Origin of the sequence: Candidatus Dactylopiibacterium carminicum (assembly GCF_014736495.1) — a bacterium.
Lineage (GTDB): Bacteria > Pseudomonadota > Gammaproteobacteria > Burkholderiales > Rhodocyclaceae > Uliginosibacterium > Uliginosibacterium carminicum.
In genome coordinates this window covers 82,686-108,634 of record NZ_MDUX01000003.1, presented here as the reverse complement: position 1 = coordinate 108,634, position 25,949 = coordinate 82,686, and the positions used below count along the sequence as shown (strand labels likewise).

General features: G+C 61.9%; 22 protein-coding genes. 10 read left to right on the top strand and 12 right to left on the bottom strand.

The window, feature by feature from the left end; translation table 11 throughout:
• The first annotated feature begins 133 nt into the window (after positions 1-133).
• Positions 134-1,315, top strand: coding sequence for a pectate lyase family protein (locus tag BGI27_RS01910; protein ID WP_095523225.1), 1,182 nt, complete (start codon positions 134-136; stop codon positions 1,313-1,315).
• A gap of 112 nt (positions 1,316-1,427) precedes the next feature.
• On the opposite strand, the gene BGI27_RS01905 is transcribed toward BGI27_RS01910, so the two are convergent.
• From BGI27_RS01905 to BGI27_RS01890, 4 genes are all read right to left on the bottom strand, one after another.
• Positions 1,428-1,919: a hypothetical protein gene (locus tag BGI27_RS01905; protein ID WP_095523224.1), complete on the bottom strand. Its 492-nt coding sequence runs from the start codon at positions 1,917-1,919 to the stop codon at positions 1,428-1,430.
• Between the two features lie 88 nt (positions 1,920-2,007).
• The gene (locus tag BGI27_RS01900) at positions 2,008-2,511 is read right to left on the bottom strand and encodes a VOC family protein (RefSeq protein WP_170942884.1); all 504 of its coding nucleotides are present in this window, start codon (positions 2,509-2,511) and stop codon (positions 2,008-2,010) included.
• Positions 2,512-2,659: 148 nt separating this feature from the next.
• Positions 2,660-4,213 carry an MFS transporter gene (locus BGI27_RS01895; protein WP_170942885.1) on the bottom strand — a complete coding sequence of 518 codons (1,554 nt, stop codon included), beginning with the start codon at positions 4,211-4,213 and terminating at the stop codon, positions 2,660-2,662.
• A 1-nt stretch (position 4,214) separates the two neighbouring features.
• The gene (locus BGI27_RS01890; RefSeq protein WP_095523221.1) at positions 4,215-4,664 is read right to left on the bottom strand and encodes a MarR family winged helix-turn-helix transcriptional regulator; all 450 of its coding nucleotides are present in this window, start codon (positions 4,662-4,664) and stop codon (positions 4,215-4,217) included.
• A 205-nt stretch (positions 4,665-4,869) separates the two neighbouring features.
• Between BGI27_RS01890 and BGI27_RS01885 the strand changes: the two genes are divergently transcribed.
• Complete coding sequence (locus BGI27_RS01885; RefSeq protein ID WP_141239690.1) at positions 4,870-5,391, top strand: hypothetical protein; 522 nt, start codon at positions 4,870-4,872, stop codon at positions 5,389-5,391.
• A 101-nt stretch (positions 5,392-5,492) separates the two neighbouring features.
• Here the strand turns inward: BGI27_RS01885 and pyrF are convergent, their stop codons facing one another.
• Together pyrF and BGI27_RS01875 are read right to left on the bottom strand one after the other, a co-directional pair.
• The gene (gene pyrF / locus BGI27_RS01880; RefSeq protein WP_095523237.1) at positions 5,493-6,308 is read right to left on the bottom strand and encodes an orotidine-5'-phosphate decarboxylase; all 816 of its coding nucleotides are present in this window, start codon (positions 6,306-6,308) and stop codon (positions 5,493-5,495) included.
• A 79-nt stretch (positions 6,309-6,387) separates the two neighbouring features.
• A complete protein-coding gene (locus BGI27_RS01875; protein ID WP_095523219.1) occupies positions 6,388-7,386 on the bottom strand; it encodes a 2-hydroxyacid dehydrogenase in 999 nt (332 codons plus the stop codon).
• A gap of 181 nt (positions 7,387-7,567) precedes the next feature.
• On the opposite strand from BGI27_RS01875, the gene ugpQ reads away from it, so the two are divergent.
• Together ugpQ and BGI27_RS01865 are read left to right on the top strand one after the other, a co-directional pair.
• Positions 7,568-8,311, top strand: a complete 744-nt coding sequence (gene ugpQ / locus BGI27_RS01870) for a glycerophosphodiester phosphodiesterase (protein WP_095523218.1) — start codon at positions 7,568-7,570, stop codon at positions 8,309-8,311.
• A gap of 129 nt (positions 8,312-8,440) precedes the next feature.
• Positions 8,441-10,072: a methyl-accepting chemotaxis protein gene (locus BGI27_RS01865; protein ID WP_095523217.1), complete on the top strand. Its 1,632-nt coding sequence runs from the start codon at positions 8,441-8,443 to the stop codon at positions 10,070-10,072.
• Between the two features lie 207 nt (positions 10,073-10,279).
• Here the strand turns inward: BGI27_RS01865 and BGI27_RS01860 are convergent, their stop codons facing one another.
• Entirely contained in the window at positions 10,280-10,711 is a 432-nt protein-coding gene (locus tag BGI27_RS01860; RefSeq protein WP_095523216.1) for a hypothetical protein, read from the bottom strand.
• Between BGI27_RS01860 and BGI27_RS01855 the strand changes: the two genes are divergently transcribed.
• The gene (locus tag BGI27_RS01855; RefSeq protein WP_095523215.1) at positions 10,710-12,047 is read left to right on the top strand and encodes a carbohydrate-binding domain-containing protein; all 1,338 of its coding nucleotides are present in this window, start codon (positions 10,710-10,712) and stop codon (positions 12,045-12,047) included. The genes BGI27_RS01860 and BGI27_RS01855 overlap by 2 nt on opposite strands.
• Positions 12,048-12,126: 79 nt before the next feature.
• Here BGI27_RS01855 and BGI27_RS01850 read toward each other — a convergent pair whose 3' ends face one another.
• Together BGI27_RS01850 and msbA are read right to left on the bottom strand one after the other, a co-directional pair.
• Positions 12,127-13,248, bottom strand: a complete 1,122-nt coding sequence (locus tag BGI27_RS01850; protein ID WP_095523214.1) for a phosphoserine transaminase — start codon at positions 13,246-13,248, stop codon at positions 12,127-12,129.
• A gap of 147 nt (positions 13,249-13,395) precedes the next feature.
• Positions 13,396-15,156: a lipid A export permease/ATP-binding protein MsbA gene (msbA, locus tag BGI27_RS01845; RefSeq protein ID WP_095523213.1), complete on the bottom strand. Its 1,761-nt coding sequence runs from the start codon at positions 15,154-15,156 to the stop codon at positions 13,396-13,398.
• An 87-nt stretch (positions 15,157-15,243) separates the two neighbouring features.
• Here msbA and BGI27_RS01840 point away from each other — a divergent pair, with 87 nt between their 5' ends.
• The 3 genes from BGI27_RS01840 to BGI27_RS01830 all read left to right on the top strand — a co-directional run bounded on the left by BGI27_RS01840 (position 15,244) and on the right by BGI27_RS01830 (position 19,425).
• On the top strand, positions 15,244-17,235 hold the full coding sequence (locus BGI27_RS01840) for a UvrD-helicase domain-containing protein (protein WP_095523212.1): 1,992 nt from the start codon (positions 15,244-15,246) through the stop codon (positions 17,233-17,235).
• Between the two features lie 89 nt (positions 17,236-17,324).
• On the top strand, positions 17,325-17,777 hold the full coding sequence (locus BGI27_RS01835) for a hypothetical protein (protein ID WP_095523211.1): 453 nt from the start codon (positions 17,325-17,327) through the stop codon (positions 17,775-17,777).
• A gap of 292 nt (positions 17,778-18,069) precedes the next feature.
• Positions 18,070-19,425: an MFS transporter gene (locus BGI27_RS01830; RefSeq protein WP_095523210.1), complete on the top strand. Its 1,356-nt coding sequence runs from the start codon at positions 18,070-18,072 to the stop codon at positions 19,423-19,425.
• Between the two features lie 78 nt (positions 19,426-19,503).
• Here BGI27_RS01830 and BGI27_RS01825 read toward each other — a convergent pair whose 3' ends face one another.
• The 3 genes from BGI27_RS01825 to BGI27_RS01815 all read right to left on the bottom strand — a co-directional run bounded on the left by BGI27_RS01825 (position 19,504) and on the right by BGI27_RS01815 (position 23,088).
• On the bottom strand, positions 19,504-20,862 hold the full coding sequence (locus BGI27_RS01825; RefSeq protein ID WP_223871541.1) for a cytochrome c: 1,359 nt from the start codon (positions 20,860-20,862) through the stop codon (positions 19,504-19,506).
• The gene (locus tag BGI27_RS01820) at positions 20,859-22,478 is read right to left on the bottom strand and encodes a GMC family oxidoreductase (protein ID WP_095523209.1); all 1,620 of its coding nucleotides are present in this window, start codon (positions 22,476-22,478) and stop codon (positions 20,859-20,861) included. The genes BGI27_RS01825 and BGI27_RS01820 overlap by 4 nt, the downstream gene beginning before the upstream one ends.
• A 103-nt stretch (positions 22,479-22,581) precedes the next feature.
• Positions 22,582-23,088, bottom strand: coding sequence for a sugar dehydrogenase complex small subunit (locus BGI27_RS01815; RefSeq protein WP_095523208.1), 507 nt, complete (start codon positions 23,086-23,088; stop codon positions 22,582-22,584).
• 391 nt (positions 23,089-23,479) lie between these two features.
• Here BGI27_RS01815 and BGI27_RS01810 point away from each other — a divergent pair, with 391 nt between their 5' ends.
• On the top strand, positions 23,480-23,797 hold the full coding sequence (locus tag BGI27_RS01810; RefSeq protein WP_095523207.1) for a hypothetical protein: 318 nt from the start codon (positions 23,480-23,482) through the stop codon (positions 23,795-23,797).
• On the top strand, positions 23,787-25,949 hold the full coding sequence (locus BGI27_RS01805; RefSeq protein ID WP_095523206.1) for a type I secretion system permease/ATPase: 2,163 nt from the start codon (positions 23,787-23,789) through the stop codon (positions 25,947-25,949). Before BGI27_RS01810 ends, BGI27_RS01805 begins: the two co-directional genes overlap by 11 nt.

The window sequence follows — 25,949 nt, the reverse complement described above, 5'->3', positions numbered from 1 at the left end:
ATAACAGGCGACATGCGCGGTGTGCAGCCCTCTGGCCGCCACGCCCCCACGGCAGGGGCGGCACAGGTGAAAAAGGGCGCATGCCGGGCTTCAGGCCCATCCCCCTCCCAAACAAGATCAGCAGGAGAACTTCATGCAACGCAGGATTATTGCCTTGGCAGCGTTGACTGCCGCCGTATTCAGCGGAGGCGTCTTCGCCGCAGAGACCGGCGGCTTCTCGACCACCGACGGCAACGTGACCACAGCGCGCAAATTCACCGCCGCCACTTATTCGGAAATCAACAGAATCATCGCCAACGCCCGTTTCGATGATGCGGAAGACCGTGTCACCGCGGGCGCCTATCCTCTGCACATCACCTACACGGGAAACGAGGATGCGCTGATTGGACAGATCGTCAAGGACCACACGAAGGACGCCTCAGGCCACTGCCCCAAACCGCACTGGGACGACGACTACCGCTACGTCGAGGTCAAAGGCTACACCGCCGGCATCACTATCGAGGGCGCCGAGGGATCTTCGGCCAACTTCGGCATCGTCATCAACGGTGGCAGCGAAAACGTCGTCGTACGCAACATGAAAATCGGCGCACTGGGTGGCGCAGCAAAAGATGCGGACATGATCCGTATCGATGGAGCATCCAACGTATGGATCGATCACAACGAGCTGTTCGCCGTGAACAACGAGTGCAAGGATTCTCCCGACGGAGACCTCACTTTTGAAGCAGCCCTGGACATCAAGAAGAACTCGCACAACATCACCGTCTCGTACAACTACATCCACGACAGCAAAAAGGTCGGCCTGGACGGCTCCTCTTCCAGCGACATTGCTGGTGGCCGCTCGATCACCTATCACCACAACTACTACAGGAACGTGAATGCGCGCCTGCCGCTGCAGCGTGGTGGCTGGATTCACGTCTACAACAACCTGTACGACGGCATCACCAGTTCGGGCATCAATGTGCGCCAGAAAGGCTACGCACTGATCGAACGCAATTTCTTCGAAAATGCCGTCGATCCGGTGGTCTGCTTCTATGACAAGGGCAGCAACTGTGGCTGGTGGGATCTGCGTGGCAACAACATCGCCAGCCCGGCCGACTTCGCCACCTACAATGTCACCTGGACGACGCCCACCAACGGTGACAAATCCGCTGCTGACTGGATCACGACGGCGGCATTCCCGAAAGAGCTGGGATATGCCTACGAAACGGTGAGCCCTCAGTGCCTGAAGGAAAAGCTGCCGCTCTATGCCGGCGTGGGCAAGAAAGGCGCCCGATTGAGCGCCGAGCATTGCGCCGCACCGGCGAGTGCCCGCTGACAAGGCGCGGCATCACGCGTAACGCATCGCCTCAGGCGAGTCCGATGTGAGCGGCAGACATGACAAAGCCCTCCTTGGAGGGCTTTGTCGCATGAAGAAACAAGGGCGCGCATTACAGACCCGGCGGCATTCCCGGCATATCCAGCGGTGTCGCACTGGGATGCACATGAAAGGGGATGTCAGGCAACGCCTTGTAGAACCACTCGGCGATTACCATCTCGCCCGGACCACGCTCGAAGGGACCGATCTTCACGATATCGCCACTCAGCAGCTTGCATTCGAAGTAGCGCAGATGGTCTTCACCCACAAGCTCGATGGAATGCAGCTTTTGCAGCTCGATACGATCGACACGTGCCGGCTTGGCCGACGGATTGCGGAAATAGAGGTGTTCATCCTTCACCTCGATGAAGGCCAGCCCCATGGGTGGCCCCTTGATGAAACGATGTGCGAGATGCCAGGCGGCCAGCGCCAGGATCAGGCCGGTGATACGCTCGTTCGCAGTACCGACGTAGACGAAAACGGCACAGGCCACAGCGATGCCGAAACTGACGTAGAAATAACGTTCGGCCTGCTGGCGGGTACGGACATGCAGCTTACTGTTCATCAAAAGCTCAACTCACAAGAGGCACGAAGGCGGTGCCGTGACCATCGTCACGCACGATGAGGCGAAAACCCAGGTTGTCGATGTACCACTAGCGCAAGCGCTCAGGATCGTTCGCCACGATGCCGACATGTTCGATCCCCTGGATCAGCCCACTCCTGGGTGCGGTATCCAGACGGGGCGGCGCGGCCAACGAAAGACGGCGCGGCCTTGAGATCAGGTGCAGCAGGTTGCCGTCCGGGTCGCGGAAATGGAAGGTAGCCAACCCCTCCGGAAACTGACGCGGGCTCTCACCCACCACGCTCACGCCGGCGCTGACCAGACGATGCACGGCAGGGCCGAAATCATGTGCTGCCACCGTGAGCGCCACATGGCGCAGGCCGCTGTCCCGGATGGCGGGGCCGGAACCACACAAAGAAGGCTCACTCGCCGGCACCTGCTCGATCAGGGAGCCATCCTGCATGAGCAGGAAATACCCCCCTGCGCCATTGTCCACCACACAGTGCATATCGAGGTGGCGCACATACCAGTCACGCAAACGCGTGGTGTCGGTGGAAAAGATCGCGACGTGTTCGATACCCGGATAGATCGCCATAGGATTGTCCCAAGAAGTGCCGAAAGCCGGTTCAAGATCTGCCACAGCGGATGCACCGCAGCGCCAGTCAGTGCATGAGCACCGACCAATGCCCATATGGCGACGTGGAGGGGTTCCGGTCCGCCCGGCCATCCGGGCGGACCCAATCCTAACTTCTTTTGGCGATCTCGTAACGCGGCAAGCGCAAGCTGATGACGAGGCTCACGGCCGCCATCACCGCGCTGAGGATGAAACCGTTGTGTACGCCCTGTACCAGGGCGTGACGCGCCTGCGCCAGCAAAGTCACTGAATCGATGCCCAGGCCAGAAGCCAGACTGGCAAGCTGCGCCTGGTCCGCCACCCGGATCAATATCTGCGGCGAGGACATCAGGGCATCCACGACCTCGCTACGCACCGGCAGATCGGCCAGCAGGCGTTCCACATCCCAGGCATAACGCGCATTCACCAGCACACCAGCAATCCCCACGCCCAGCATGCTGCCCAGCATGCGCGTGGTCTGGACCAGCGCGGAGCCAACACCAAAATTGCGCTTGCCGGCCACCGCCATCATCTGCAACGTCAGGTTGGGCAACTGGAAACCCAGGCTCAAACCACACAGGCCGAACTGCAGCAGCACCTGCCAACGCGGGCTGTCCGCGTCCAGCAAGGTCAGCAGCAGGCAGCTCACCAGCGTGCCCACCTGCCCCCAGGCGATCACACGTTCTGCGCGCGGCACACGAGGTAACAGGCGGCCATTGATGATGGACCCGACCGTGACGCATACCAGCAACGGCGTCATCAGAAACCCCGCTTCCTTGGGCGACGCGCCGAAGCCCCCCTGCAGCAACAAGGGCGAATAGAACACCAGCACGAACATCGACAGACCGGTCAGCACGCCGAGCGCCATCAACTTCAACGCGTCGCGATTGGCAAACAACTCCGGTGGGATGATCGGCGCCGCCGAATGGTGCTGGTGCCACACGAAGAAAGCCCCGCAGGCAATGGCTGCGAGCATCAGCAACGGCCCCTGCATATGCGTCACGCCATGTTGCTGGATGGCTTCCGAGCCCAACAGCAGCATCACCACGGCAGCCGCGAGCAACAAAGCCCCCAGCCAGTCGATGCTGCGCTCTCCCTCTTCGTGATGCACGATCCAGGGCAGGAAGCGCCAGACCGCCGGCAAGGCCAGTGCGGCTACCGGCAGATTGATGGTGAACACCGAACGCCAGCCGAAATGCTCGGTCAGCCAGCCGCCCAGCGACGGACCGAAAGCTGAGGCAATGCCAAAACTGGCAGAAAGCATCACCTGCCAACGCACACGTTGTGCACGATCCGGAAACAGATCCGGCACGCAGGCAAAGGCCACCCTGATCAACATGCCGCCGCCCACGCCCTGCAAGCCCCGGGCGATCACCAGCTGCATCATGCTGCTGGCGAAACCGCAGGCCGCGGAAGTCGCCGTGAAAAGGATGATGGCTGCAAGCACGAAAGGCTTGCGCCCGTAAAGGTCCCCCAGGCGACCGGCAATGGGAATGGTCACCGCGCTGCCCATCAGATAGGCCGAAGCGATCCAGGGATACAGATCGTAGCCGCGCAGCTCACCCACGATGCGTGGCATGGCGGTACCCACCACGGTGGAATCCAGCGCGATCAGGATGATCACTAGGCAGATGCCGATCATCGCGGCCAGCGAGGCGCGGAAGGAACGTGCTGTCTGCTCCATCTCAGCGCTCCTTCCTGACGGCCAGCGGGCGCAACGCATCCATCAGCGTCATCAGCGAAGCATCCAGCCCTGGATACTCTCCCGCCGGAATGCTTTCGAACAACTTCAATGCCTGCTCGTTGAGCATCACGTCGAAACGGCTGGCCTCGGCTTCACCAGCGGCCGTCAGGTGCAACACCAGGCAGCGGCGATCGGTCTCCAGCGGTAGACGCTCGACCAGACCATCAGCTACGAAGCGCTCGACGATGCGGCTGATCCAGCTCTTGTCCAGCCCGGCCATGCGGCCGAACTCGCGCTGCACGGTCGGACCGTGACGCTTTAGCAGCATCAGCAGACGGGCATTCTGCGAAAAACCGTGTTCATGGGCACGATGGCGCTGCGCCATCAGATAGAGCCCGACAAGCTCACGCAACTTGCGCGCGAGGCCGGGTTTGAGATCGGGGGATGTCATGTGAAGAAAATATTGTTGCTATGCGCAACAGTCTAGCCATGTGGTTGCGCAAGGCAACCGTATTCACACTCTTAAACAATCCTCGAGGTCAGCCGGAAGCCCCTGGTTTGGAGTCAGTACGGTGGGGGGGTACGCAGCCCGGAGTCACCCTTGGCATGCTATGTGCACTCAGCGAGCGCATATCCATGCATTTGAGGCGGACCTTGTGATAATTCAACAAAGCACAGCCTATTCAACGCCAGCCGTACGCGCATCAACGGCAAATCTTCAGCCGACACGGCAAACCGTTTCCGATGCGGCGGCAACAATTACCGATACGGTTACCATTTCAAGGGCGGCACGCGAAGCGCTGTCCTCCGAAATTGCCAACTCTGCCCCAGAAGAATATCCGCTCGAATACTATTCAATGCCCCGCTGGCAAGCGGACCTCATGCCCATCGAGTTATCCGGAAAAGTCGGTGCAAAAGCGGACGAGCTGTATGTGAAGGGCGGGCATTTGATTGAAAAATATGGATCCGAAGTCGGAGAATACTCCGGGCTCCTGGACAAGCATTTTCAGGCATTAATGCAGAAAGAAGGCATCGACACCGTTGCCCAATATCATCAGGCAATGGTTGTAGATAAAGAAAGCAGCGAAAGGCTTCGATTGTTGATGAAAGACAGCATTGCGGGAGATGCGCGCATGACCGAACTCATGAATACACTGGGAATTCAGTTCCCCGACTGATCAGCGAGTGGAAACAGATTTTCCATCCATCAGACAGAAACAAAACGGGCCACGAAAGGGCCCGTTTTCATGCCTGAAACCGCTATGTGGCGCGACGCAGCTCAGCGATACCGATTGATCTCGTCACGCGTCGCAAGGGCGACCTTACGGGCCGCATCGGCAAAGTCTTCGCCCTTGCCTGCATAGAGGATGGCGCGGGAAGAATTGATCATCAGGCCCAGCCCGCTGGCAGTCTTGCCAGCCGTCACGGTGGCTTGCACATCGCCGCCCTGTGCGCCGATGCCGGGAACCAGCAGCGGCAGGTCGCCGACGATGCTGCGTACGTCCGCCAGTTCAGCCGGGAAGGTAGCACCGACAACCAACGCGGCCTGCCCGTGCTTGTTCCATTTCTCCGCCACCAGTTGCGCCACATGCTGATAGAGCCTGCGGCCGCCTTCCACAGTGAGATTCTGTAGATCGGAGCCCCCAGGATTGGAGGTGCGGCACAATACGATCAGACCACAATCCGCGTATTCGAGATAAGGCTCGACCGAGTCGAATCCCATGTAGGGATTCACGGTGAGCGCGTCGGCCTGATAGCGCACGAAAGCCTCGCGCGCATATTGCGCAGCCGTGGCGCCGATGTCACCACGCTTGGCATCGAGAATCACCGGGATATCCGGATGCTCGGCATGGATGTAATCGATCAGCGCCTCGAGCTGGGCCTCGGCGGACTCCCCTGCGAAATAGGCAATCTGCGGCTTGAAGGCGCAGGCCAGATCGGCCGTGGCATCCACGATGGCCTTGCAGAACTCGTAGATCGCGTCCTCACGCTCCTGCAGATGGACCGAAAATTTTGCGGGATCAGGATCCAGCCCAACGCAGAGCAGGGAGTCGTTCTTTTGCCAGGCGGCGACAAGATCGGAAATGAAGGGCATGAAGGAGTCCAGCAGAAAAGGGATGCCGGATTTTAACGCAGGGCAGAAGCTGCCGCCCTGCACGTATCACGCGCTCGCGTCAGCCCGCACTCACGCGATTGACCACCTCCTCACCGCGCTCGAAGGCGCGGGCATTGCCCAGCGTGGTTTCGGCAATGGCACGCAAGGCTTCGCGCGTGAGGAAGCCCTGGTGCGAGGTGATCAGCACGTTGGGGAACGTCATCAGACGGGCCAGGAGGTCATCCTGCAATGGCTGATCGGAAAGATCATGTAAGAACACGCCCTCTTCCATCTCATACACATCCAGCCCCACGCCACCGACCTGCCCGCTCTTCAAGGCCTCGATCAGGGCCGGCGTGTGAATCAGGCCACCGCGCGAGGTGTTGATGAGGATCACACCACGCCGCGTACCGGCCAGCGATGCCGCATTGATGATGTGATGGCTCTGCTCGGTGAGCGGCAGATGCAGCGAAATGACATCCGATTCAGCCAGCAGACGTTCGAGACTGACGTAATCGAAGCCAACATCGGCGGCGATCTTCGGATTTTCGTACGGATCGTAGGCCAGCAGCTTGCAGCCGAAGCCCTTGGCGATACGCATCGCGCACTGCCCGATGCGGCCGGCACCGAGCGAACCGTAAGTCTTTCCGTGCAGCGTGAAGCCTTCCAGGCTGTCGAGCGAAAAGTTCTGCTCGCGCACCCGGTTGTAGGCACGGTGGGTCTTGCGCACCAGCGTAAGCAGCAGCGCAAAGGCATGCTCGGCCACGGCCTCGGGCGAATAGGCTGGCACACGCGCCACCACGATGCCAATACGCTCGGCTGCCGCGATGTCGATGCCATTGAAGCCTGCCGCGCGCAACGCAACCAGGCGCACACCGAGCTCGGCCAGACGCTGCAGCACATGCTCGGTGAGCCGGCAGTTCACGAAAGGACAGACCGCATCGAAGCCGGCCGCCAGCTCCACGGTCTTGTCATGCAGGCGCTCCTCGAAAAACTCCAGTTGATGCTCGCCATGCGCGTTGGCTTCGCGCAGGGCTCGCTCGTCATAGGGGTGGGTGTCAAAAACTGCGATACGCATCGGGATTCTCCTGTGCTTGTGTTTTCCCCAGTATGCCCCGGCAAGACACTCGGCCGGATCGTTTGTTTGGATGCTGCCAACAAGGGCTTTGATTCCCTTTCATGCACGCACATCTGAGCTCCCGCGCGGATAATCCGCGCTTCATGCCCGCCTGATTGCGGCATAACCCTGGAATCCGACCATGCCCACTCTGCCCGCCTGGCCCTACCCACGCACCATCGCCCATCGTGGCGCCGGCAGACTGGCACCGGAGAATACGCTGGCCGCCTTTCGCCTTGGCGCCGCGCATGGCTATCGCGCGTTCGAGTTCGATGTGAAGCTTAGTCGCGACGGCCACAGTTTCCTGCTCCATGACGACACGCTGGAACGCACCAGCAACGGCCACGGCCCCGCCGATGCGCTGACGCTGGCCGAACTGCAGCGTCTGGATGCCGGCGCATGGCACAGCCCTGCATATGCCGGAGAAACGATGCCCGCACTGGCAACCATCGCGGCCTACACCCGAGCCAACGACTTCTGCGTCAACGTCGAGATCAAACCCATGCCCGGACGCGAAGCGGAAACCGGCCATGCGGTAGCGCGGGATGTACGGCGGCTGTGGCAAGGCACGCGTATCCCGCCGTTGCTGTCGTCATTCTCGGAAGAGGCGTTGGCCACGGCCGCGCAGACCGCCCCTGCCCTACCGCGCGCATTGCTGCTCGATCATTTGCCCGAAGACTGGCCGGCGAGGCTCCGCCGGCTGGGCTGCATCGCACTGGATGCCAATCACGATTGCCTGGATGCGGACATCATCGCTTGCGCGCATGCCAACAGCTTCCGTGTGCTGTGCTACACGCCCAACGACCCGGTACGCGTCAAGACCTTGTTTTCATGGGGCATTGATAGTGTTATCACGGACGAGGTAGGACTTATTTCTCCCGTGTAACAAAGTTTTACTACTGGTATACCCTCAATTTCTCCGTTCTCAGGCCGTCGAACTGAAAGCGGGCTGATTTCAGCCGCGTCATCACTGCCGCCCACGGGTGTGCATCCACGCCTTCCTGCAGGAGAAATCATGCTGTCTCGTCTGAACATCGCCCAGCGCGTTGCGCTGGGCTTTGCCATTCTCAATTTGCTGATGCTGGCCGTTGGCGCCGTGGGCATGCAAGGCCTGCAGCGCCAGTACCGCGAAGTGAACGAACTTCTGGCCAAGGATCTCAATCAGCTACAGACCGTGCAAAGCGCGCAGCTGCGCATGAGCAAGATGCGCCGTGACGAGAAGGACATTTTCCTCTCCCTGGGCAGTCAGAATGATATCGACGAATACCACAAGAAATGGACCGAATCCGTCAATCGGGTCGGTGAGTCACTGCAGAAACTGGGCGAAAAGGCAGGCGAAGAAGAGCAGGCCCAGATCGAGAAGGCCACCATCGCCATGGCTTCCTATTCCGAAGGCATGACAAAGGCAATGTCCGGCATGAGCGTGGGTTTCTTCATGAGTTCGCTGATGCTCAATGACTCCTTCGAGCCCGCCAAACAGGATGCACAAGTCGCCAACGGCGCACTCAACGAAATTTCCAAAGCCGCCAACAACCGCATCCAGCAGATCGATGACCGGCTGGCGGACATCCGCCGCGAAGTAGTGACTACCGGCGCGGTACTCGTTGCCCTGGCAGTCCTGCTGGGAATCGTCAGCGGCTGGCTGATCATCCGCAGCGTCCGCGCCCCCCTGGCCGAACTGCAACGCCAGATCGGCCACATTGCGCGCTCCGGCGAACTGAGCCGCCGCATGCCGGAAAAATCTACCGACGAGATCGGCCAGACTTCGCGTGCGATCAACCAGTTACTGTCCGGCATGGGCGATGTCATCGGCGTCGCCTCGCGCGATGCCAAGGCACTGCTTACGGCGGCCGATTCGCTGTACCAGACGGCCGAGCACGTCACACAGGCGTCCGGCCAGCAGGCCAGCTCCGCCCACGCCACGGCCGCTGCGGTGGAAGAGCTCAGCACCAGCATCGCCCAGGTGGCCGAACGTGCCGCCAGCGTGGAGGAAGTGGCCGAGAGCACCGCCAACACCGCCAGCAGCAGCGTGGGCATGGCGCGCACCACGGCGGACCACATCCGCACCGTGGCGCAGACCATCCAGCACTCGGCTGAACTCATCGATTCGCTGAACCAGCGCTCCGATGAGATCGGCAACATCGTGCAGGTGATCAAGGAGATCGCCGACCAGACCAGCCTGCTGGCCCTGAATGCAGCCATCGAGGCAGCCCGCGCGGGCGAGCAGGGGCGCGGTTTCGCCGTGGTAGCCGACGAGGTACGCAAGCTCGCCGAGCGCACCACCGCCGCCACGGTCGACATCCAGGCCCGCATCGAAGGCGTGCAACGCGACACCGGCGTGGCTGCCGAGGATATGCATCAGGCCAGCGACCAGATCGCCCAGGGGGTGGGCAGCACCGAACAGGTGGCCGAGCACCTGCGCGAGATCGAGCGCCTGTCACGCGAGAGCGCACAACACACGGCAGACATCGCCATGGCGATCCGCGAACAAAGCTCCGCCAGTGAAAGCATTTCCAGCCACATTGAGGAGATCGCCGCAGCCAGCACCAGCAACAACGAGGCCGCCAGCGAATCGCACCGCCTGTCACGCCAGCTGGGCGAGATCGCCACACAGATCAACACGGCGATCCAGCGCTTCAGCGTCTGATCCCTCTGCACGACAAACCACCAGCCGCGCGGCACCATTCAGCGCGGCTGGCTGAACATCGACCGGACGCACGTCATTTCACGAACACAGCAAGTTACCCCAAAGGCATAGCCCCTCCCTTTGCAAGTTTTTAACCCCTCTCACATTGACGCACCCAGCGGGCTCCTCCGATGCTGCCCGGGCACACGGCCATTGTCTGCCGGTCTTTCAAGACAGCCGAACAGAGGAGAAAAACATGCGAATGAAAACCCGATGGCTTCTGCTTTTCCTGTTGGCTGCGCTGACAGGATGTGGAGGTGGTGGCGGTAGCGCCAGCACCTCGAGCACGGAAAACACCGCGAGCAGCAACAGCAGCGCCAGCAGCGCCAGCAGCAGTACCACGAGTGCATCCAGTAGCAGTTCCAGTACAACAGCCAGCGCCTCCAGCAGCAGCGCTGGCAGCACGAGCAGCAGCGCCAGCGGCTGGAACCTTTCCACCGGAGCGAACAGCGAGGACGCGCTGAGCACCCGCAGTTTTGCCACACTGACACTGGATCTTTCGACCCTCACGCTCACCAGCGCCAGCAGCGACCTCATCGTCGGCTCCGCGAGCAATGGCGTCACACCGGTCACGCAATCGGGCAGTACGGTGCTGACCATGACCGAGGACAGCTACGGCATCACCCTGGAAGCCACCGGCAGCACGCCGCTGGCGTTCGCGCTCAGCGGCAGCTATGCCAAAACGGTGACGATTTTCAGCAGCACCGACTTCAAACTCGCACTCAATGACGCGACGATCCAGAGTGCGGACGGCCCAGCCATCAACATCCAGACCAAGACTCGCGCCTTCGTGGTGCTGACAGGCAGCAACACGCTCACATCCCACAGCACCTGGAGCACCCGTACGCTCTCCGACGGCAGCAGCATGGATCTCAAGGCCACGCTATTCAGCGAAGGGCCGCTCATCGTCAGCGGCACGGGCACACTGACAGCCAGCGCAGCCAAGAAACACGTGATCACCAGCGACAAGCACGTACGGCTCGTCAGCGGCACGCTGAGCCTGAACGCGACAACCAAGGACGGCATCCGCGCCAATGACGCTTTCGTGATGGACGGTGGCTCGCTCACCATCACCACCAGTGCCGGCAAGGGCATCAAGGTCGAAGGCAAGGAAGACGACAGCACGCCACTGGGGTTCATCGCCATCAATGACGGCACGATCGGCATCACCAGCTACGACAAGGCCATCACGGCCTCCTGGGAAGCGGAGGACGGCGACACCACCACCACGGCAGACGATCCCGATCCGCTGGTGACCATCAATGGCGGCACGATCACCACCACCACCACGGGCACACCTTATGAAACCAGTACCGATTCGCTGAGCCCGGAAGGCATCGAATCGAAGTCCACGCTGACGATCAACGGAGGCTCCCTGGTAATCAACACCACGGACGACGGGCTCAACGCCGGCACGCATCTCGCCGTCAATGGCGGACGCATTTACGTGAAGAGCAGCCTCAACGATGCGGTGGACTCCAATGGCACATTGAGCATCACCGGCGGCCTGCTGGTGGCCATCGGCGCAAGTTCGCCGGAAGGCGCGCTGGATTGCGACCAGAACACTTTCTCGGTCACAGGCGGCACCTTCATCGGTATCGGAGGCGCAAACAGCTCGGTGACGGCGTCGACCAGCACGCAGAACACCGTTTCACTGAGCAGCGTCTCCTCCGGCACGCTGGCAATCCGCGACAGCAGTGGCAACACCGCTTTCGCCTACACCATGCCCAGCAGTGCCACCGCGGTGTTGTTGAGCAGCTCGACGCTTGCGACGGGCACGCGATACACCGTCTACACCGGTGGTACGGTCAGCAGCTACTCCGACGCGTTCAACGGCCTATACGTCGGCGCCACGCACTCCGGCGGTACTTCGGGCAGCAGCTTCACCATCAGTTCCACGACCACCACAGTAGGCTCCAGCGGAGGCGATCGCTGAAAACCCGCCTGCGGTGCCCTGCGATCAAAACAAAACGCCCGGCGGATGCCGGGCGTTTTCATGACGGGAACACAGGTTCTCAGGCGGCCTTGGTCACTTCCGCGTAGGCCCACTCCAGCCAGGGCAGCACGGCCTCGAGATCGGAAGCCTCGACCGTGGCGCCGCACCAGAAGCGCAGTCCTGGAGGCGCATCCTTGTAGGAACCAATGTCGTAGGCGACACCTTCCTTGTCCAGCAGCTTTGTCAGCGCCTTCACCTGCTCCGGCGTGGCATCCAGCGAGAAACACACCGAGGTGTTGGAGCGGCTGGCCGCTTCCTTGGCGAGGAAGCTGATCCACAGCGTCTTGGCGACGAAACGCTCGAATACGGCGAGGTTGTCATTGCTGCGCTTGATCAGGCCTTGCAGACCGCCGATGGAGTCCGCCCAGGCCAGCGCATCCAGATAGTCCTCGTTGGCGATCATCGAGGGGGTGTTGATGGTGGAGCCTTCGAAGATCTCGGTCATCAATTCGCCACCCTTGGCGATGCGGAAGATCTTGGGCAGCGGCCAGGCCGGCTTGTACTCCTTCAGGCGCTGCACGGCGCGCGGGGACAGAACCAGCATGCCGTGGGCAGCTTCACCGCCCAGAACCTTCTGCCAAGAGTAGGTGACAACGTCGAGCTTTTCCCACGGCAGTTCCATGGCGAACACCGCGCTGGTGGCATCACACAGCGTCAGGCCTTCGCGGTCGGCCGGGATCCAGCCGCCATCGGGCACCTTCACGCCGGAAGTCGTGCCGTTCCAGGTGAACACCACGTCGTTCTTCGGATTCCACTGGGAGAGATCAGGCAGTTCGCCATAGCCACCCTTGATGTGGCGCACGTCGGCCAGCTTCAGTTGCTTGACGATGTCGGTCGCCCAGCCTTCACCGAAGGATTCCCAGGTGAAGATGTCCACCGGGCGGGCGCCCAGCAGATTCCACATCGCCAGTTCGAACGCACCGGTATCGGACGCCGGCAGGATGCCGACATGGTAGTCGGCCGGAATGCCAAGAATGCGCTTGGTCTCGGTGATGGACTTCGCCAGACGGGCCTTGCCCAGGCTGCTGCGGTGCGAACGGCCGAGGATATCGGACGGCAGGCTGGCCAGCGAATAGCCGGGGCGCTTGGCGCAGGGACCGGAAGAGAAATTCGGGCACTTGGGCTTGAGAGTGGGCTTCACATTGGGCTCCAAAGGGGAGAAGGAGAAAAACCGGAGGCGTGATTGTAGTCCGCCGGAGGCGGCAAGGGGAGCATCGCCGGCATTCCGCCACCGGCCCCCCCTGCTCCCGGACGCCTGCCGCATGAAGGGCGCGCGGCCGACAGGCGCCTAGCCAACGCCAGGCGCGGCCTCGTCCGCCACGATGTCCTCGCCGCTGGCGAGCAGGTGCGCGTAGGCCCCGTTGGCGGCAAGCAATTGTTCGTGGTTGCCGGTCTCGACGATACGGCCGCGCTCCATCACCACGATGCGGTGCGCGTCACGGATGGTGGTCAGGCGATGCGCCACCACCAGCACCGTGCGGTTGCGGCGCAGCTCCACCAGGGCTTCACGCACCACGCGCTCGGATTCGTTGTCCAGTGCGGAGGTGGCTTCGTCCAGCAGCAAGATGGGTGCGTCCTTGAGGAAGGCACGCGCGATCGCCAGGCGCTGGCGCTGCCCGCCGGAGAGCAGGTTGCCGTTGGCTCCGATGCGGGTGTCGAAGCCCTGCGGCAGCTTGTCGATGAATTCCAACGCATGCGCCTGGGCAGCGGCAGTGCGGATGTCGTCCATGCTGGCGCCCTGGCGGCCGTAGGCGATGTTGTTCGCCACGGAGTCGTCGAACAACGCGGCGTGCTGCCCTACCAGCGCGATCTGCTGGCGTAGCGTGACGAGCGGCATCTGCTGCAGTGGTGCGCCATCGATCAGAATCTGCCCCGCCTGCGGCTCGAAGAAACGCGCCACCAGCGCAATCAGCGTGGTCTTGCCGCTGCCCGAGGCGCCGACGAAAGCCACCGTCTCACCAGGCGAAACGGTGAGCGAGAAGCCGTCTACGGCAAGACTGGCCTGGTTGGGGTAGGCGAACTGCAGTCCCTCGAAGCGGATCTCGCCGCGCACGCGTTCGATCTTCCGCTGGCCGGCATCCTGCTCGGGGGCAAGGTCGAGCAGCTCGAAGATGCTTTGCGCACCGGCCAGCCCGCGCTGGATGGTGACATTGATGTTGGTGAGCCGGCGGATAGGCTCGAAGATCATCGCCATGGTGGCAATGAAGGCCACGAACTGCCCCGGTGTGAGCTGACCACTTTCCACCAGGCTGGAGGCGGCAAAGATCACTACGGCCACAGCAGCGAAAGCCAGCACTTGCACCATCGGCACATTGGCAGACGAGATGCGCACCACGCGCATGGTCTCGTGACGCAAGGCGGTGGCGATGCGTGCGAAACGCGAAGCTTCGTGCGTCTGTGTGCCGAAGATCTTGATTTCGCGCAGGCCGGCCAGTTGCTCTTCGACGGCGTTGGTCATCTCGCCCATGCGCAGCTGCTGCGCACGGTTGGAGGTGCGCATGCCGCTGCTGGCCTTGCGGATGATCCAGGCCACCAGCGGGCCGATCACGAAGATGATCAGGGTCAGGTGCCAGGCCTTGTAGAGCAGGAAGGCGAGCAGCGCGATCACGGTGAGGGAGTCCTGGATCACCACGATCCAGGCGGTAGACAGTGCGGCGCCCACCTGCGGGATGTCGTAGGTGATGCGCGACAGCATGCGCCCCGAGGTCTGTGCCTGATGTGTGGCGACCGGCAGCAACATCTGGTGCTCGAACACCCGGCGGCGCAGATCCTCGATGGCCTTGTTCGCCACCCATTGGCTGGAAACGCTGGAGATGTATTCCGCCAGGCTCTTGCCGCAGGCGATCAGCAGGATGGTCAGCGGCACGCGCCACATCGCCTCGGCGTTGCGTGCGATCAGGCTTTCATCAAGCAGCGGCTCGAACTGTGCGGAGAGCAGCGGCGTGGCCGCCGCCACGGCCGCCATGGCGAGGATCGACAGGGCCGAAACCCGCCAGTAAGGCTTGATATAGGCCAGCAGGCGGCGGTAGAGCAGGAAGGATTCTTTCATGCCGTGCATTGTCGCACGCGGCCCGGCCGACGGCGCGCGGGTAGAATTCCTGGCTTCGCCGCAGCCCTGCCAGCCGCCATCCCTGCCATGCTCGACCAGCTCAACGCGCCCCAGCGCGACGCCGTGAAGTACCTCGACGGCCCCTGCCTCGTGCTTGCCGGCGCGGGCAGCGGCAAGACACGCGTGATCACCCAGAAGATCGCCTACATGGTGCAGCAATGCGGTCTGGAAGCACGCAACATCGCGGCCATCACCTTCACCAACAAGGCCGCGCGCGAGATGCACGAACGCGTCGCCAAACTGCTGGACAAACGCTCCGCACGCCAGCTCACGGTGTGCACCTTCCACGCACTGGGCGTACGCATCGTGCGCCAGGAAGCGCAACACGTCGGCCTCAAACCGCAGTTCTCAATCCTCGACACCAGCGACCTGCAACAGATCCTCGCCGAGCTTTCCGGCAATGCCGACAAGGCCACCATCAAGGGCATCCAGTGGACCATCTCCGGCTGGAAGAACGCCCTGATCCCGCCGGAAGAGGCCGTGAAACTGGTCACTGACGAAACCAGCCACGCCGCAGCCAAGCTCTATCCAGCCTACGAAAAGACCCTGCGCGCTTACCAGGGCGTGGACTTCGACGATCTCATCGCGCTACCCGTGCGGCTTTTCGACAGCCATGAGGACGCACTGGAACGCTGGCGCGGCAAGCTGCGCTACCTGCTGGTCGACGAATATCAGGACACCAACCGCGCCCAGTACAAGCTGCTACGCCAGCTCGCCGGGGACCGTGGCGCATTTACCGCCGTGGGCGACGACGATCAGGCCATCTATGCCTGGCGCGGCGCTGACGTCGAAAACCTGCACCTGCTTCAGCGCGACTATCCAAAGCTGCGCGTGATCAAGCTGGAGCAGAACTACCGCTCCAGCAACCGCATCCTCAATGCCGCCAACACCCTGATCGCCAACAACGAGAAGCTCTTCGAAAAGAAACTGTGGAGCGATCACGGCCTGGGCGAGCCGATCCAGGTCACGCTGGCGCGCGACCCCGAACACGAGGCCGAGCTCGTCGCGATGAAACTCACCGCGCACAAGTTCGAGTTCAAAACCCACTTCCGCGACTACGCCATCCTCTACCGCGGTAACCACCAGGCCCGCATCATCGAGCAACAGCTGCGTAATCATCACATCCCCTATGTGATGTCCGGCGGCCAGAGCTTCTTCGATCGCGCCGAAATCCGCGATCTACTCTCCTATCTGCGCCTGATGGCCAACCCGGACGACGACCTCGCCTTCATCCGCGCAATCACCACGCCGCGGCGTGGCGTAGGCGCGGCCACCCTGGAAGCGCTGGGCAACTACGCCGGCAGGCGCCATGGCAGCCTCTTCAACGCCACCTTCGAGGAGGGTGCGGCCGAGCACGTCCCGGCACGCCAGTTGGAGGTCGTACGCAAGTTCGGCAGCTTCATCAAGCAGCTGGACCACCGGGCCTACAAGGAACCTGCAGGCGCCTTGCTCGAAGAACTGTTGCGCGCCATCGGCTACCAGGCCTGGCTGATGGAAAGCTGCGAAGTGAAGGAAGCCGAGACCAAGTGGCGCAACGTGCGCGATTTCGTCGAATGGCTCGCCCGACGTGGCGAGGAGGATCAGAAAACCTTGCACGAATTGGTGCAGACCGTGGCGCTGATCAACATGCTCGACAAGGGTGACGACGGAGAGGTCGATGCCGTGCAGCTTGCCACCCTGCATGCCAGCAAGGGGCTGGAATGGCCGCACGTGTTCCTGATCGGCGTGGAAGAAGGCATGCTGCCGCACCAATCCAGCATCGATGAGGACAAGATCGAGGAAGAGCGCCGCCTGATGTACGTCGGCGTCACCCGCGCCCAGCGCAGCCTCACCATCACCGCCTGCGAACGCCGCCGCTTCGGTGGCGAGATCCGCATGATCGAGGCCTCACGCTTCATAGACGAAATGGGCGACGGCCTGCGCCGCGCCAGCAAGGACGACGTCCCCGTCAGCCAGGACGAAGGCCGCGCGCGACTCGCCAACCTGCGCGCGATGCTGGCAGGCAAGCCCCAGGCCTGAGCATCAGAACATGCCGCCAACGCAGGCTTGCTTCGCATGGCGGCCGGCTTGAGTCATCATTACCTGTCAAAACATTTAAAGACTTCATCATGTCCATACCTCGTCTGGCCACACTTTGCCTCGTGCTGCTCTTCAACATCGGCGTCCAGGCCAGTCCGGCGACCGATGCGCTGAGCAACTGCCTTACCGACCACACCACCGGTAAGGATAGGAAGGATCTGGCGAGATGGATCTTTGTCGCCATGTCTGCCCACCCCGAGATCGCGGCCATCACCAAATCCAACGCGGCCGACATCGAGGCGACTCAACGCACCATGGGGGAGCTTTTCACCCGCCTGATCGCGGAGCAATGTCCCGCACAAATGAACGCCGTCGCACAGGCGGAGGGTGTCCAGGGGATCAAACTAGCCTTCGAACATCTGGGCAAGGTGGCCATGCAGGAATTGACGACCAACCCGGAGGTGAATGCCGCGATTGGCGGCTTTCAGCGCTATCTGGACCAGGAAAAGATCAATCGGGCGCTCCGCTCGGGCCTGAAATGAGCATTCTGGCCGGATGAGCCGCAGCGCCACCAGGCGCTTGCCATGCGAAGCACGCCGCCACACCGCAGTAATTGCGTGGCACGGGCGGAAAGGAGTAAAGTCAGTCGACTCATCCCGGCTCAAAACCTTCCGCGCGCGACAATGCCTGTCCGCAATGCTGCGCCTCGGGTTGCCAGCCTTTCTTGGCGGCATGTCCAGCAAATCAGCACCCGGCAATCACGGCACAGATTCCCGACGGCTGGAGTTCCGCCCATCGCCCTGAGCAAGCGCTTTCCAGCCAGATAGACAGACCATGAGCACCCTCGATCCGACGCCTACGCCGTCCCACACATTGGGCCGCGAGGAATACAAGACGCTTTCCCTTTCCGCCCTGGGTGGCACGCTGGAGTTCTACGACTTCGTCATCTTCGTGTTTTTCTCGGCCACGCTGGGCCACCTGTTCTTTCCCAACACGCTGCCGGACTGGGTCATCCAGTTGCAGACCTTGGGCATCTTCGCCGCAGGTTACCTGGCTCGCCCGCTGGGTGGCATCATCATTGCGCATTACGGCGACAAGCTCGGCCGCAAGCGCATGTTCACGCTTTCCATCTTCCTGATGGCGGCCCCCACGCTGCTCATCGGCCTGCTGCCGACCTACGAGGTGATCGGCGTTGCCGCCCCGCTGCTGCTGCTGGCAATGCGCGTGCTGCAAGGCGCGGCCATCGGCGGAGAGATGCCGGGAGCCTGGGTGTTCGTGGCTGAGCATGTGCCACATCGTCACTCCGGTTTCAGCGTCGGTGTGCTGACGGCCGGTATCTGCGGCGGCATCCTGCTGGGTTCGCTGATCGCGATATTCATCAACCGCAACTATTCCGCCGAAGAGATTGCCGCTTACGCGTGGCGCATCCCCTTCATCCTGGGTGGGCTGTTCGGCTTCATCTCGGTATATCTGCGCCGTTTCCTCTCCGAGACTCCCGTCTTCAAGGAACTCGCGGCCAAGCGCGCGATTGCCCAGGAAATGCCGGTGAAGACCGTCGTGCGTGAGCACCGCGCAGGCTGTCTGCTGACCGGTGCCTACACCTGGTCGCTATCCACCGCCGTGGTGGTGTTGATCCTGATGACGCCGACCATGCTGCAGAAGATGTACCAGATCGCCACTGCGGCCGCGCTGGAAGCCAACTGCGTGGGCACGCTGATGCTGGTGATCGGCTGTGGCTTCTTCGGCTGGCTGTCCGACCGTATCGGCATGCGCCTGACCCTGCTGTTCTGCTGGGGCGGCCTGGCACTGAGCTCCTACCATTTCTACACCGCACTGCCCGGTGGCATCACGGCCGGCCAGTTGATGTTCAACTACGGTCTGATGGGGTTCTTCGTCGGCTCCATCGCGACCATGGCCATCGTCGGCGTGCGCGCCTTCCCGCCGGCCATCCGCTATTCCGGTCTCTCTTTTTCCTACAACATCGCTTATGCGATCTTCGGCGGACTGACTCCCGTGGTCACCCAACTTTGGCTGCAGAGGGATCCGCTGGCAGGTGCCCACTACGTAGCGCTGGTGTCCGTACTGGCCATGGTGCTGGCCGCGCTGCCGCTGACGGCTTTCGGCTGGACGGCCGAAGGGCAAGCACGGCGTACCCGGGGCCTTGCGCTGGACTCCAGATCGGGCTCATGAGCCTGATACGGATCCCGGCCTGAAAAAACGCCGCGCATGGCTCAGGCCATCCGCGGCGTTCTGCTTCAGGGGCTCCACTCAGCGACGCCGGCGTCGATAGATCATGACCACGGCAACGGTCACCAGCAGCACCAGCCCCGCAAATAGCCCGACACCTACCCTTGCCACGGCCAGCAACGAGGAAGGCGTACCACCCTCCCGCAACTGTGCAACACGGTTTGCCGTGGTACTCACGCCGGCATCTCCCAGGGTGGCAAAAAGATAGTTTGTCAGGGCAGCCACTTGTGCATCATTGAGCACATCGTCAAAAGCCGGCATCACCTGCCCCTGGTGAGGCGCAAGTCCGCCAAGAAGCGCCATTACAAGATTGTCGGCATTCGGCCTGCGCGATAGCGCGGCATTGCCATAAAGCGCCGGCAATTGTCGGGTCCCCTCTCCCGAGGGCTGATGACAGGTGGCACAGTGGGCGTCATAGAGTTTGGCGCCTTCCTCTGAGGTACCAGCCGCCAGTGCAAAATCCGTCAGCACCGGAGGCTGCCGCGGGACTTGGCCAGGCGCAGCATTCGCAGACTGCGGCGGCACACTGCGGATATACGTCCCCATCGCTTCGATATCTTCGACGTGCATCTTGCTGAAACTCAGGTTGATGGCCTCCAGCATCGGCCCTCCGGCTTGCGAACCATTGCCGGCATGCCCCGTGGTGAGATAGCTGACAAGATCCTGCTGGCTCCAGCGCCCGATCCCCGCCTGCGGGTCGGAACTGATGTTGGGTGCAAACCAGGTTCCCAGCGAGGCTCCTGCCAGTGCCGCGCCAGACTTTTCTGCCATCAAAAAATTACGGGGGGTGTGGCAGGTGGAGCAATGCGCCAGCCCCTCCGCTAGGTAGGCTCCGCGATTCCATTGTGCAGATCTGGCGGGGTCCGGAATGAAGGTCTTCTGGCGCGCGAACAGCAGATTCCAGCCCATCATGGACATCCGGACCGAGAACGGGAAGGGCAACGCGGTCTGCGGACCGCGCTGATCGACCGGGGTGACTCCTTTCATGAAATAGGCGTACAGCGCCGCCACATCCTCATCCGTGATGGTCGCATACGAGACGTAGGGCATGGCCGGATAAAGCCTGGCGCCATCCTTGCGCACGCCTTGCCGTAACGCACGCTGAAAGTCCTCGAGCGTATAGCCGCCAATACCCGAGCCCTGCGCGGGCGTGATGTTGGTCGAATAGATATTGCCTAGCGGTGTGCCGATGGCCAGCCCACCGACAAAGGGTTGGCCGCCTTGTGCGGTATGGCAGGCCATGCAATCCCCGGCGACCGCAAGGTAGCGGCCACGGGCGACGAGGTCGGCGGTGGCTTCTCCTTCTGCTGCGGAGCCAAACGCCGACACATGCAGCGCAGTCACTGTCACCATGAATTTGAAAAGGGCTTTTTTCATCATGCACCCACACCCTTGAGTCGCCCCAGGATGGCGTCCGCCGTACGCAGCCCGAGCGCACTCGCGGTCAGCGTCGAGTTCGCGGTGGCGACGGTAGGCATGACGCCTGTCGAGACCATGTAAAGATTCTCGAAATCCCAGGCTCGGCCAAACGGATCCGTGACACTGGTCTGCGGATCCGCCCCCATCGCCAACGTGCCAGTAATGTGCTGGTTGTTTCCATACACACCGGGCTTGCTGTACCGGATATCGGTCGCCCCCAGCAGCCTGGCGATCTGCTCGTACTGAGTCAGTGAGGCCTGCATGCCACGCTCGACATAGTCATCGAAAGAATAGGAAAAGGCTGGCGTCGGCAGGCCCAGCGCATCTTTCTTGCGAGTACTGAGCGTGACCCGGTTGTTCGGGTCGGGTAACTGCTCGAGCACGTTCTTGATGCTGATCTCGCGCGCGGCACGATCCCGGATTGCGGCATCCAGTGCCTTGCCTGTCAGACCTTCAGCGATGGCGGCTGCCGTAATCGAGGCCACGCGCGAAGAGTTCGAAAAGTCGATACGGAAGGCAGCATGCCGATCCCGCCATGGGCCATCACGCAAGGTCTGGATGGACGCCGGACTCATCGGTCCCCTGCCCGCCCACAACGGCTCGTCAACGTAGAAGGTCGCCGAGTTCGAAGGATGATCCATCAGGTGGCGCCCGAGCTGATCGTTGTTGTTGCACAGGCCGTTGGGAAACTTGTCGTCAGCCGACAGGAACAGGATCCTCGGGATCTCGATGGCGTTCGCCGCCAGGATGAAGACCTGGGCTTCGAGCCGGTGTGACACCTTGTCCCAATCGAAATAGTGCAATGCCGTAATCCGACCCCTGGCATCATGTTCAAGCTTGTAGACCACCGCCTTGGCAAGCAGCTTCACCCCGGCCTTTTCAGCATCCGCCACTGCAATCCCTCCGTGGTACTGCGCATCGATGGGACAGATCGGCATGCAATTATTATTGCCGCAACATTGCGGCCGGCCGCCGTAAGGCAGGCTGTTGCGCCCGGTAGTGTTGGTCAACACCTCGAATTGCGGCGCCAGGCGCTCGGCAATCCGCTGCTCAAGATAGGATGGCGCCACGCCAGGCATCGGAAAAGGCTGTGCACGTGGAGAGTACTTCTCCATTGCCTGCGGACCGGATACGCCCCAGAGCACTTCAGCCTCGTAGTAATACGGTTCCAGATCGTCGTAACTGATCGGCCAGTCGCGCCCGACGCCATACTGTGTCCGAAGCCGGAAATCACTGGGTAACAGGCGCCAGGCCTGTGCTGCCCAATGCCAGCTCGTGCCTCCGACAACGCGAAGGTATTCGGGCTTGTAGGGATAGGGACCAAGCTGATCCAGGTAGCCGTTGTCTTCCGGCTGATAGATCGGGAAGGGCGCCAGCTCCGCATACGGATACGGAGCCACGAAGTCGCCCTTGCGGGGCGAGCGCCGGAAATTCACGACGATCTCGCCGCGCGCGATCCGTGGCCCAGCCTCAAGCATCAGCACGTCACGACCGGCCAGCGCCAGCTTGCGCGCGACCAGCGCACCGACCACACCGGAACCAATGACGGCCACATCGGTGGAAACGGGGTTTGCCATATAGGGAAGGCCTTCCTTGTCGGGCACTGCAAGGCTGATATGTCAGAGCGTACGGATCTGCTTGTCGTCGCGGGCAGAAAACACCCTGCCGGCGCACGGCAGCTCAGAACGGTTTGGCCGCCCAGGTGCCATAGGCGCCATAGGCGTAGCTTGGCGGACGCAATACATCAGCCACACATTTGTGCGCCAGGGCTTCGGTATAGGTCACGCAGATCGCACGGGCGCCGCTCCCCACCACGCCCAGATACCAGCCACTCAGAATCTGTTTTGGCAGCCCCGCCAGATCGGCCATCCCGGCATCTGCCTGCAACTGGTCAGCCAGTGCGGCCGCATCCACCTGCTTTTGCGTCACGTAGCTACGCAGACGTGCAAGCTTGGCAGGGAAGTCAGCATCCAGACGGGAAAACACCTGCAGCAATGCAGCGGCAAACTCGGCCGACAAAGCCTCCCGGCCAGTCAGCATCCTGGAAATGACGACAAAATCATCCGCGGCCTCCGCTGCAGCAAAAGCCGGCAGCATCACGGCAGGGAATGCCGAGGCACCAGCGAGCAAACCGAGGCCTTTCAAGATCGTACGCCGGGGCTCTCCGGCAAATGACGTCCGTTTCATCGAACCTCCCGCGAGAATGGCTGAAGCGGCTATGCGGCAAACATCAGGTCTGATCTAAGTACTAACAAGGCATTCCCCTCTCGGAAACATAACTGCCCACAAAGCCTCAAAAAACAGTCTGTCCCCCACAAAAACCCACCCAGAACACACCGTTAGCCAAGGTTTGCGCCCCATCCAGCCGCTTGCTCGCAGCGATGCACAACGCATCCCGCAAGCCACAGAGATCCGTTTGTTTCAGAACGATGACACCTGCACGCCACGTGTTGGCTGGCTCCCCTCCGGGCAGGCCGACGGCAAAAGGCCGAAGCCATATCCACACTGCCGATGATGTGTAACCCGCAGCCTGCAACCGTCTCACGCGTGGGGCTGCCTTGCCCGGACATCATCCAACATGCCTTACGTCCGCCGATCCGCCACCGGCACCATCACGGCGATGTTCGCCAATGAAGAGCCGGAAGCCACTGAATTCCTGCCTGCATCCACACCGGAAGTGCGTGCTTTCCTGGGGCTGCCGCCCGACGAGTTTTCCAGTCTGGACGCAGATTTCATCCGCGTGATGGAAGACCTGATCGATGCGCTGATCAGCAAAGGACTGCTGCGCCTGACCGACCTGCCGCCTCAGGCACAGGCGAAGCTGCTGGCGCGCAAGGATCGCAGGCGTGGTCTGAGCAATGCCCTCCATCTGCTCGGAGACAAGGATGTCATCTAACGCCCAGGCGGATAACTGGCAGGTCCATCCACACAACACACACGTAGACCCCTTGTTGCATTGCCTGGCCCAGATCACCCGCCTGCACGGCAAGATCTGGACCGCAGAAGCTCTGGGGGCCGGGCTTGCGCGGGTAGAACACCTTCTGCCGCCCTCCCAGCTGACGCGCGCGGCAGCCCGTGCCGGATTCTCCGCCCGCCTGCTGCGCAAACCCTTGGCTGAGATCCCGAAGCAGGCTTTGCCCGCGATTCTCCTGTTGCAAAACAAGCGTGCCTGCCTGCTGCTAGAGCACTTGCCCGACGGGCAATTGCGCATTGGCTTGCCGGAGTCGCCGGAATCCTCGGAACTGATCGCCGCTGAAGCGCTGGCGGCCGACTACACCGGGGTGTTTGCCATGGTGCAGCCGCGATTCATCTTCGATGCGCGCACCCGCAACATGCGCCGCATCCGCAGCCAGCACTGGTTCTGGAGCGCGATCTTCGCCAACTGGCGCCTGTACCGCGACGTGCTGTTCGCCGCACTACTGGTGAACATCTTCGCGCTGGCCATCCCGATGTTCTCGATGAACGTGTACGACCGCGTGGTACCCAACCAAGCCATCGAAACCCTCTGGGTGCTTTCCATCGGCGTGCTGCTGGTGCTGGGCTTCGATTTCCTGCTACGTACCATCCGAGCCTACATCATCGACACGGCCAGCAAACGCGTGGATGTGATCCTCTCGGCACGAATCATGGAACGTGTGCTGGGCGTACGCCTTGCAGCCCGCCCCATCTCGGTCGGCGCGTTCGCCGCCAACCTGCGAGCCTTCGAAGCCGTACGCGAATTCATTGCCTCGGCCACGGTGACCGCACTGGTCGACCTGCCCTTCGTACTGATTTTCCTGCTCGTGCTTGTCTGGATCTCCCCCTGGCTGATCCTGCCTTCGCTGGTGGGCATCCTGCTGATCCTGATGGCCGCCTGGGTCACCCAAGGCAAGATGCACGAACTGACGGAAACCACCTACCGAGCCTCGGCACAACGCAATGCCACACTGATCGAAAGCCTCGTCGGCCTGGAAACGATCAAGACACTGGGTGCGGAAGGTGAAATCCAGCGGCGCTGGGAAAAGGCGACAAACTTCATCTCCCAGGTGGCCTCACGCACGCGCCTGCTCTCGGCCTCGACCCTCAACTTCGCCCAAGGCGTGCAACAGGCCGTCAACGTCTTCACGATCATCCTCGGCGTGTATCTGCTGGCGGACAAGCAGATCTCCATGGGCGCCATCATCGCGGCCAGCATCATTTCCGGCCGCGCAATCGCGCCGCTCGGGCAGGTGGCCGGCCTGATGATGCAGTTCCAGAACGCCCGCACCGGGCTGGCCTCGGTCGACAACCAGATGGAGCTTCCCGTGGAGCGTCCTGAAGAAGCAGATTTCCTGCATCGCAAGCAATTCCACGGCGATATCGAGTTCCGCGAGGTGGGCTTCCACTATCCAAACTCCGACCAGCGCGCCTTACGCAAGATATCCATGCGCATCAAGGCAGGCGAGAAGATCGGAATCATCGGGCGCGTAGGCTCCGGCAAGACCACGCTGGAAAAGCTCATCCTCGGGCTGTATCAGGCGACGGAAGGCGCCGTGTTGATCGACGGCATCGATTCGCGACAGATCGACCCTGTCGAGCTGCGGCGTGCAATCAGCTTCGTGCCGCAGGATCCCACACTCTTCTTCGGCACGCTGCGCCAGAACATCGCCATGGGCTCGCCACTGGCCGACGATGCGGCCATCCTGACCGCGGCCGACCTTGCGGGCGTGACCGAATTCGCCAACATGCACCCGCAAGGCTTCGACATGCAGATCGGCGAGCGTGGTGAATCGTTGTCCGGCGGCCAACGCCAGGCCGTAGCCATCGCCCGCGCAGTACTTAACGATGGCCCCATCCTGCTGCTGGACGAACCCTCGAGCAACATGGACCACCAGAGCGAGGAGCAGCTCAAGCAGCGCCTGCGGGTCTACGCGGCCAGCAAGACCCTTCTGCTGGTGACACACCGAACCTCGTTGCTGGATCTCGTCGACCGCCTGATCGTCATAGACAACGGCAGCATCGTGGCCGACGGGCCAAAAGCCCAGGTGGTCGACGCCCTGCAACAGGGCCGCATCGGGAGGGCCGGCTGA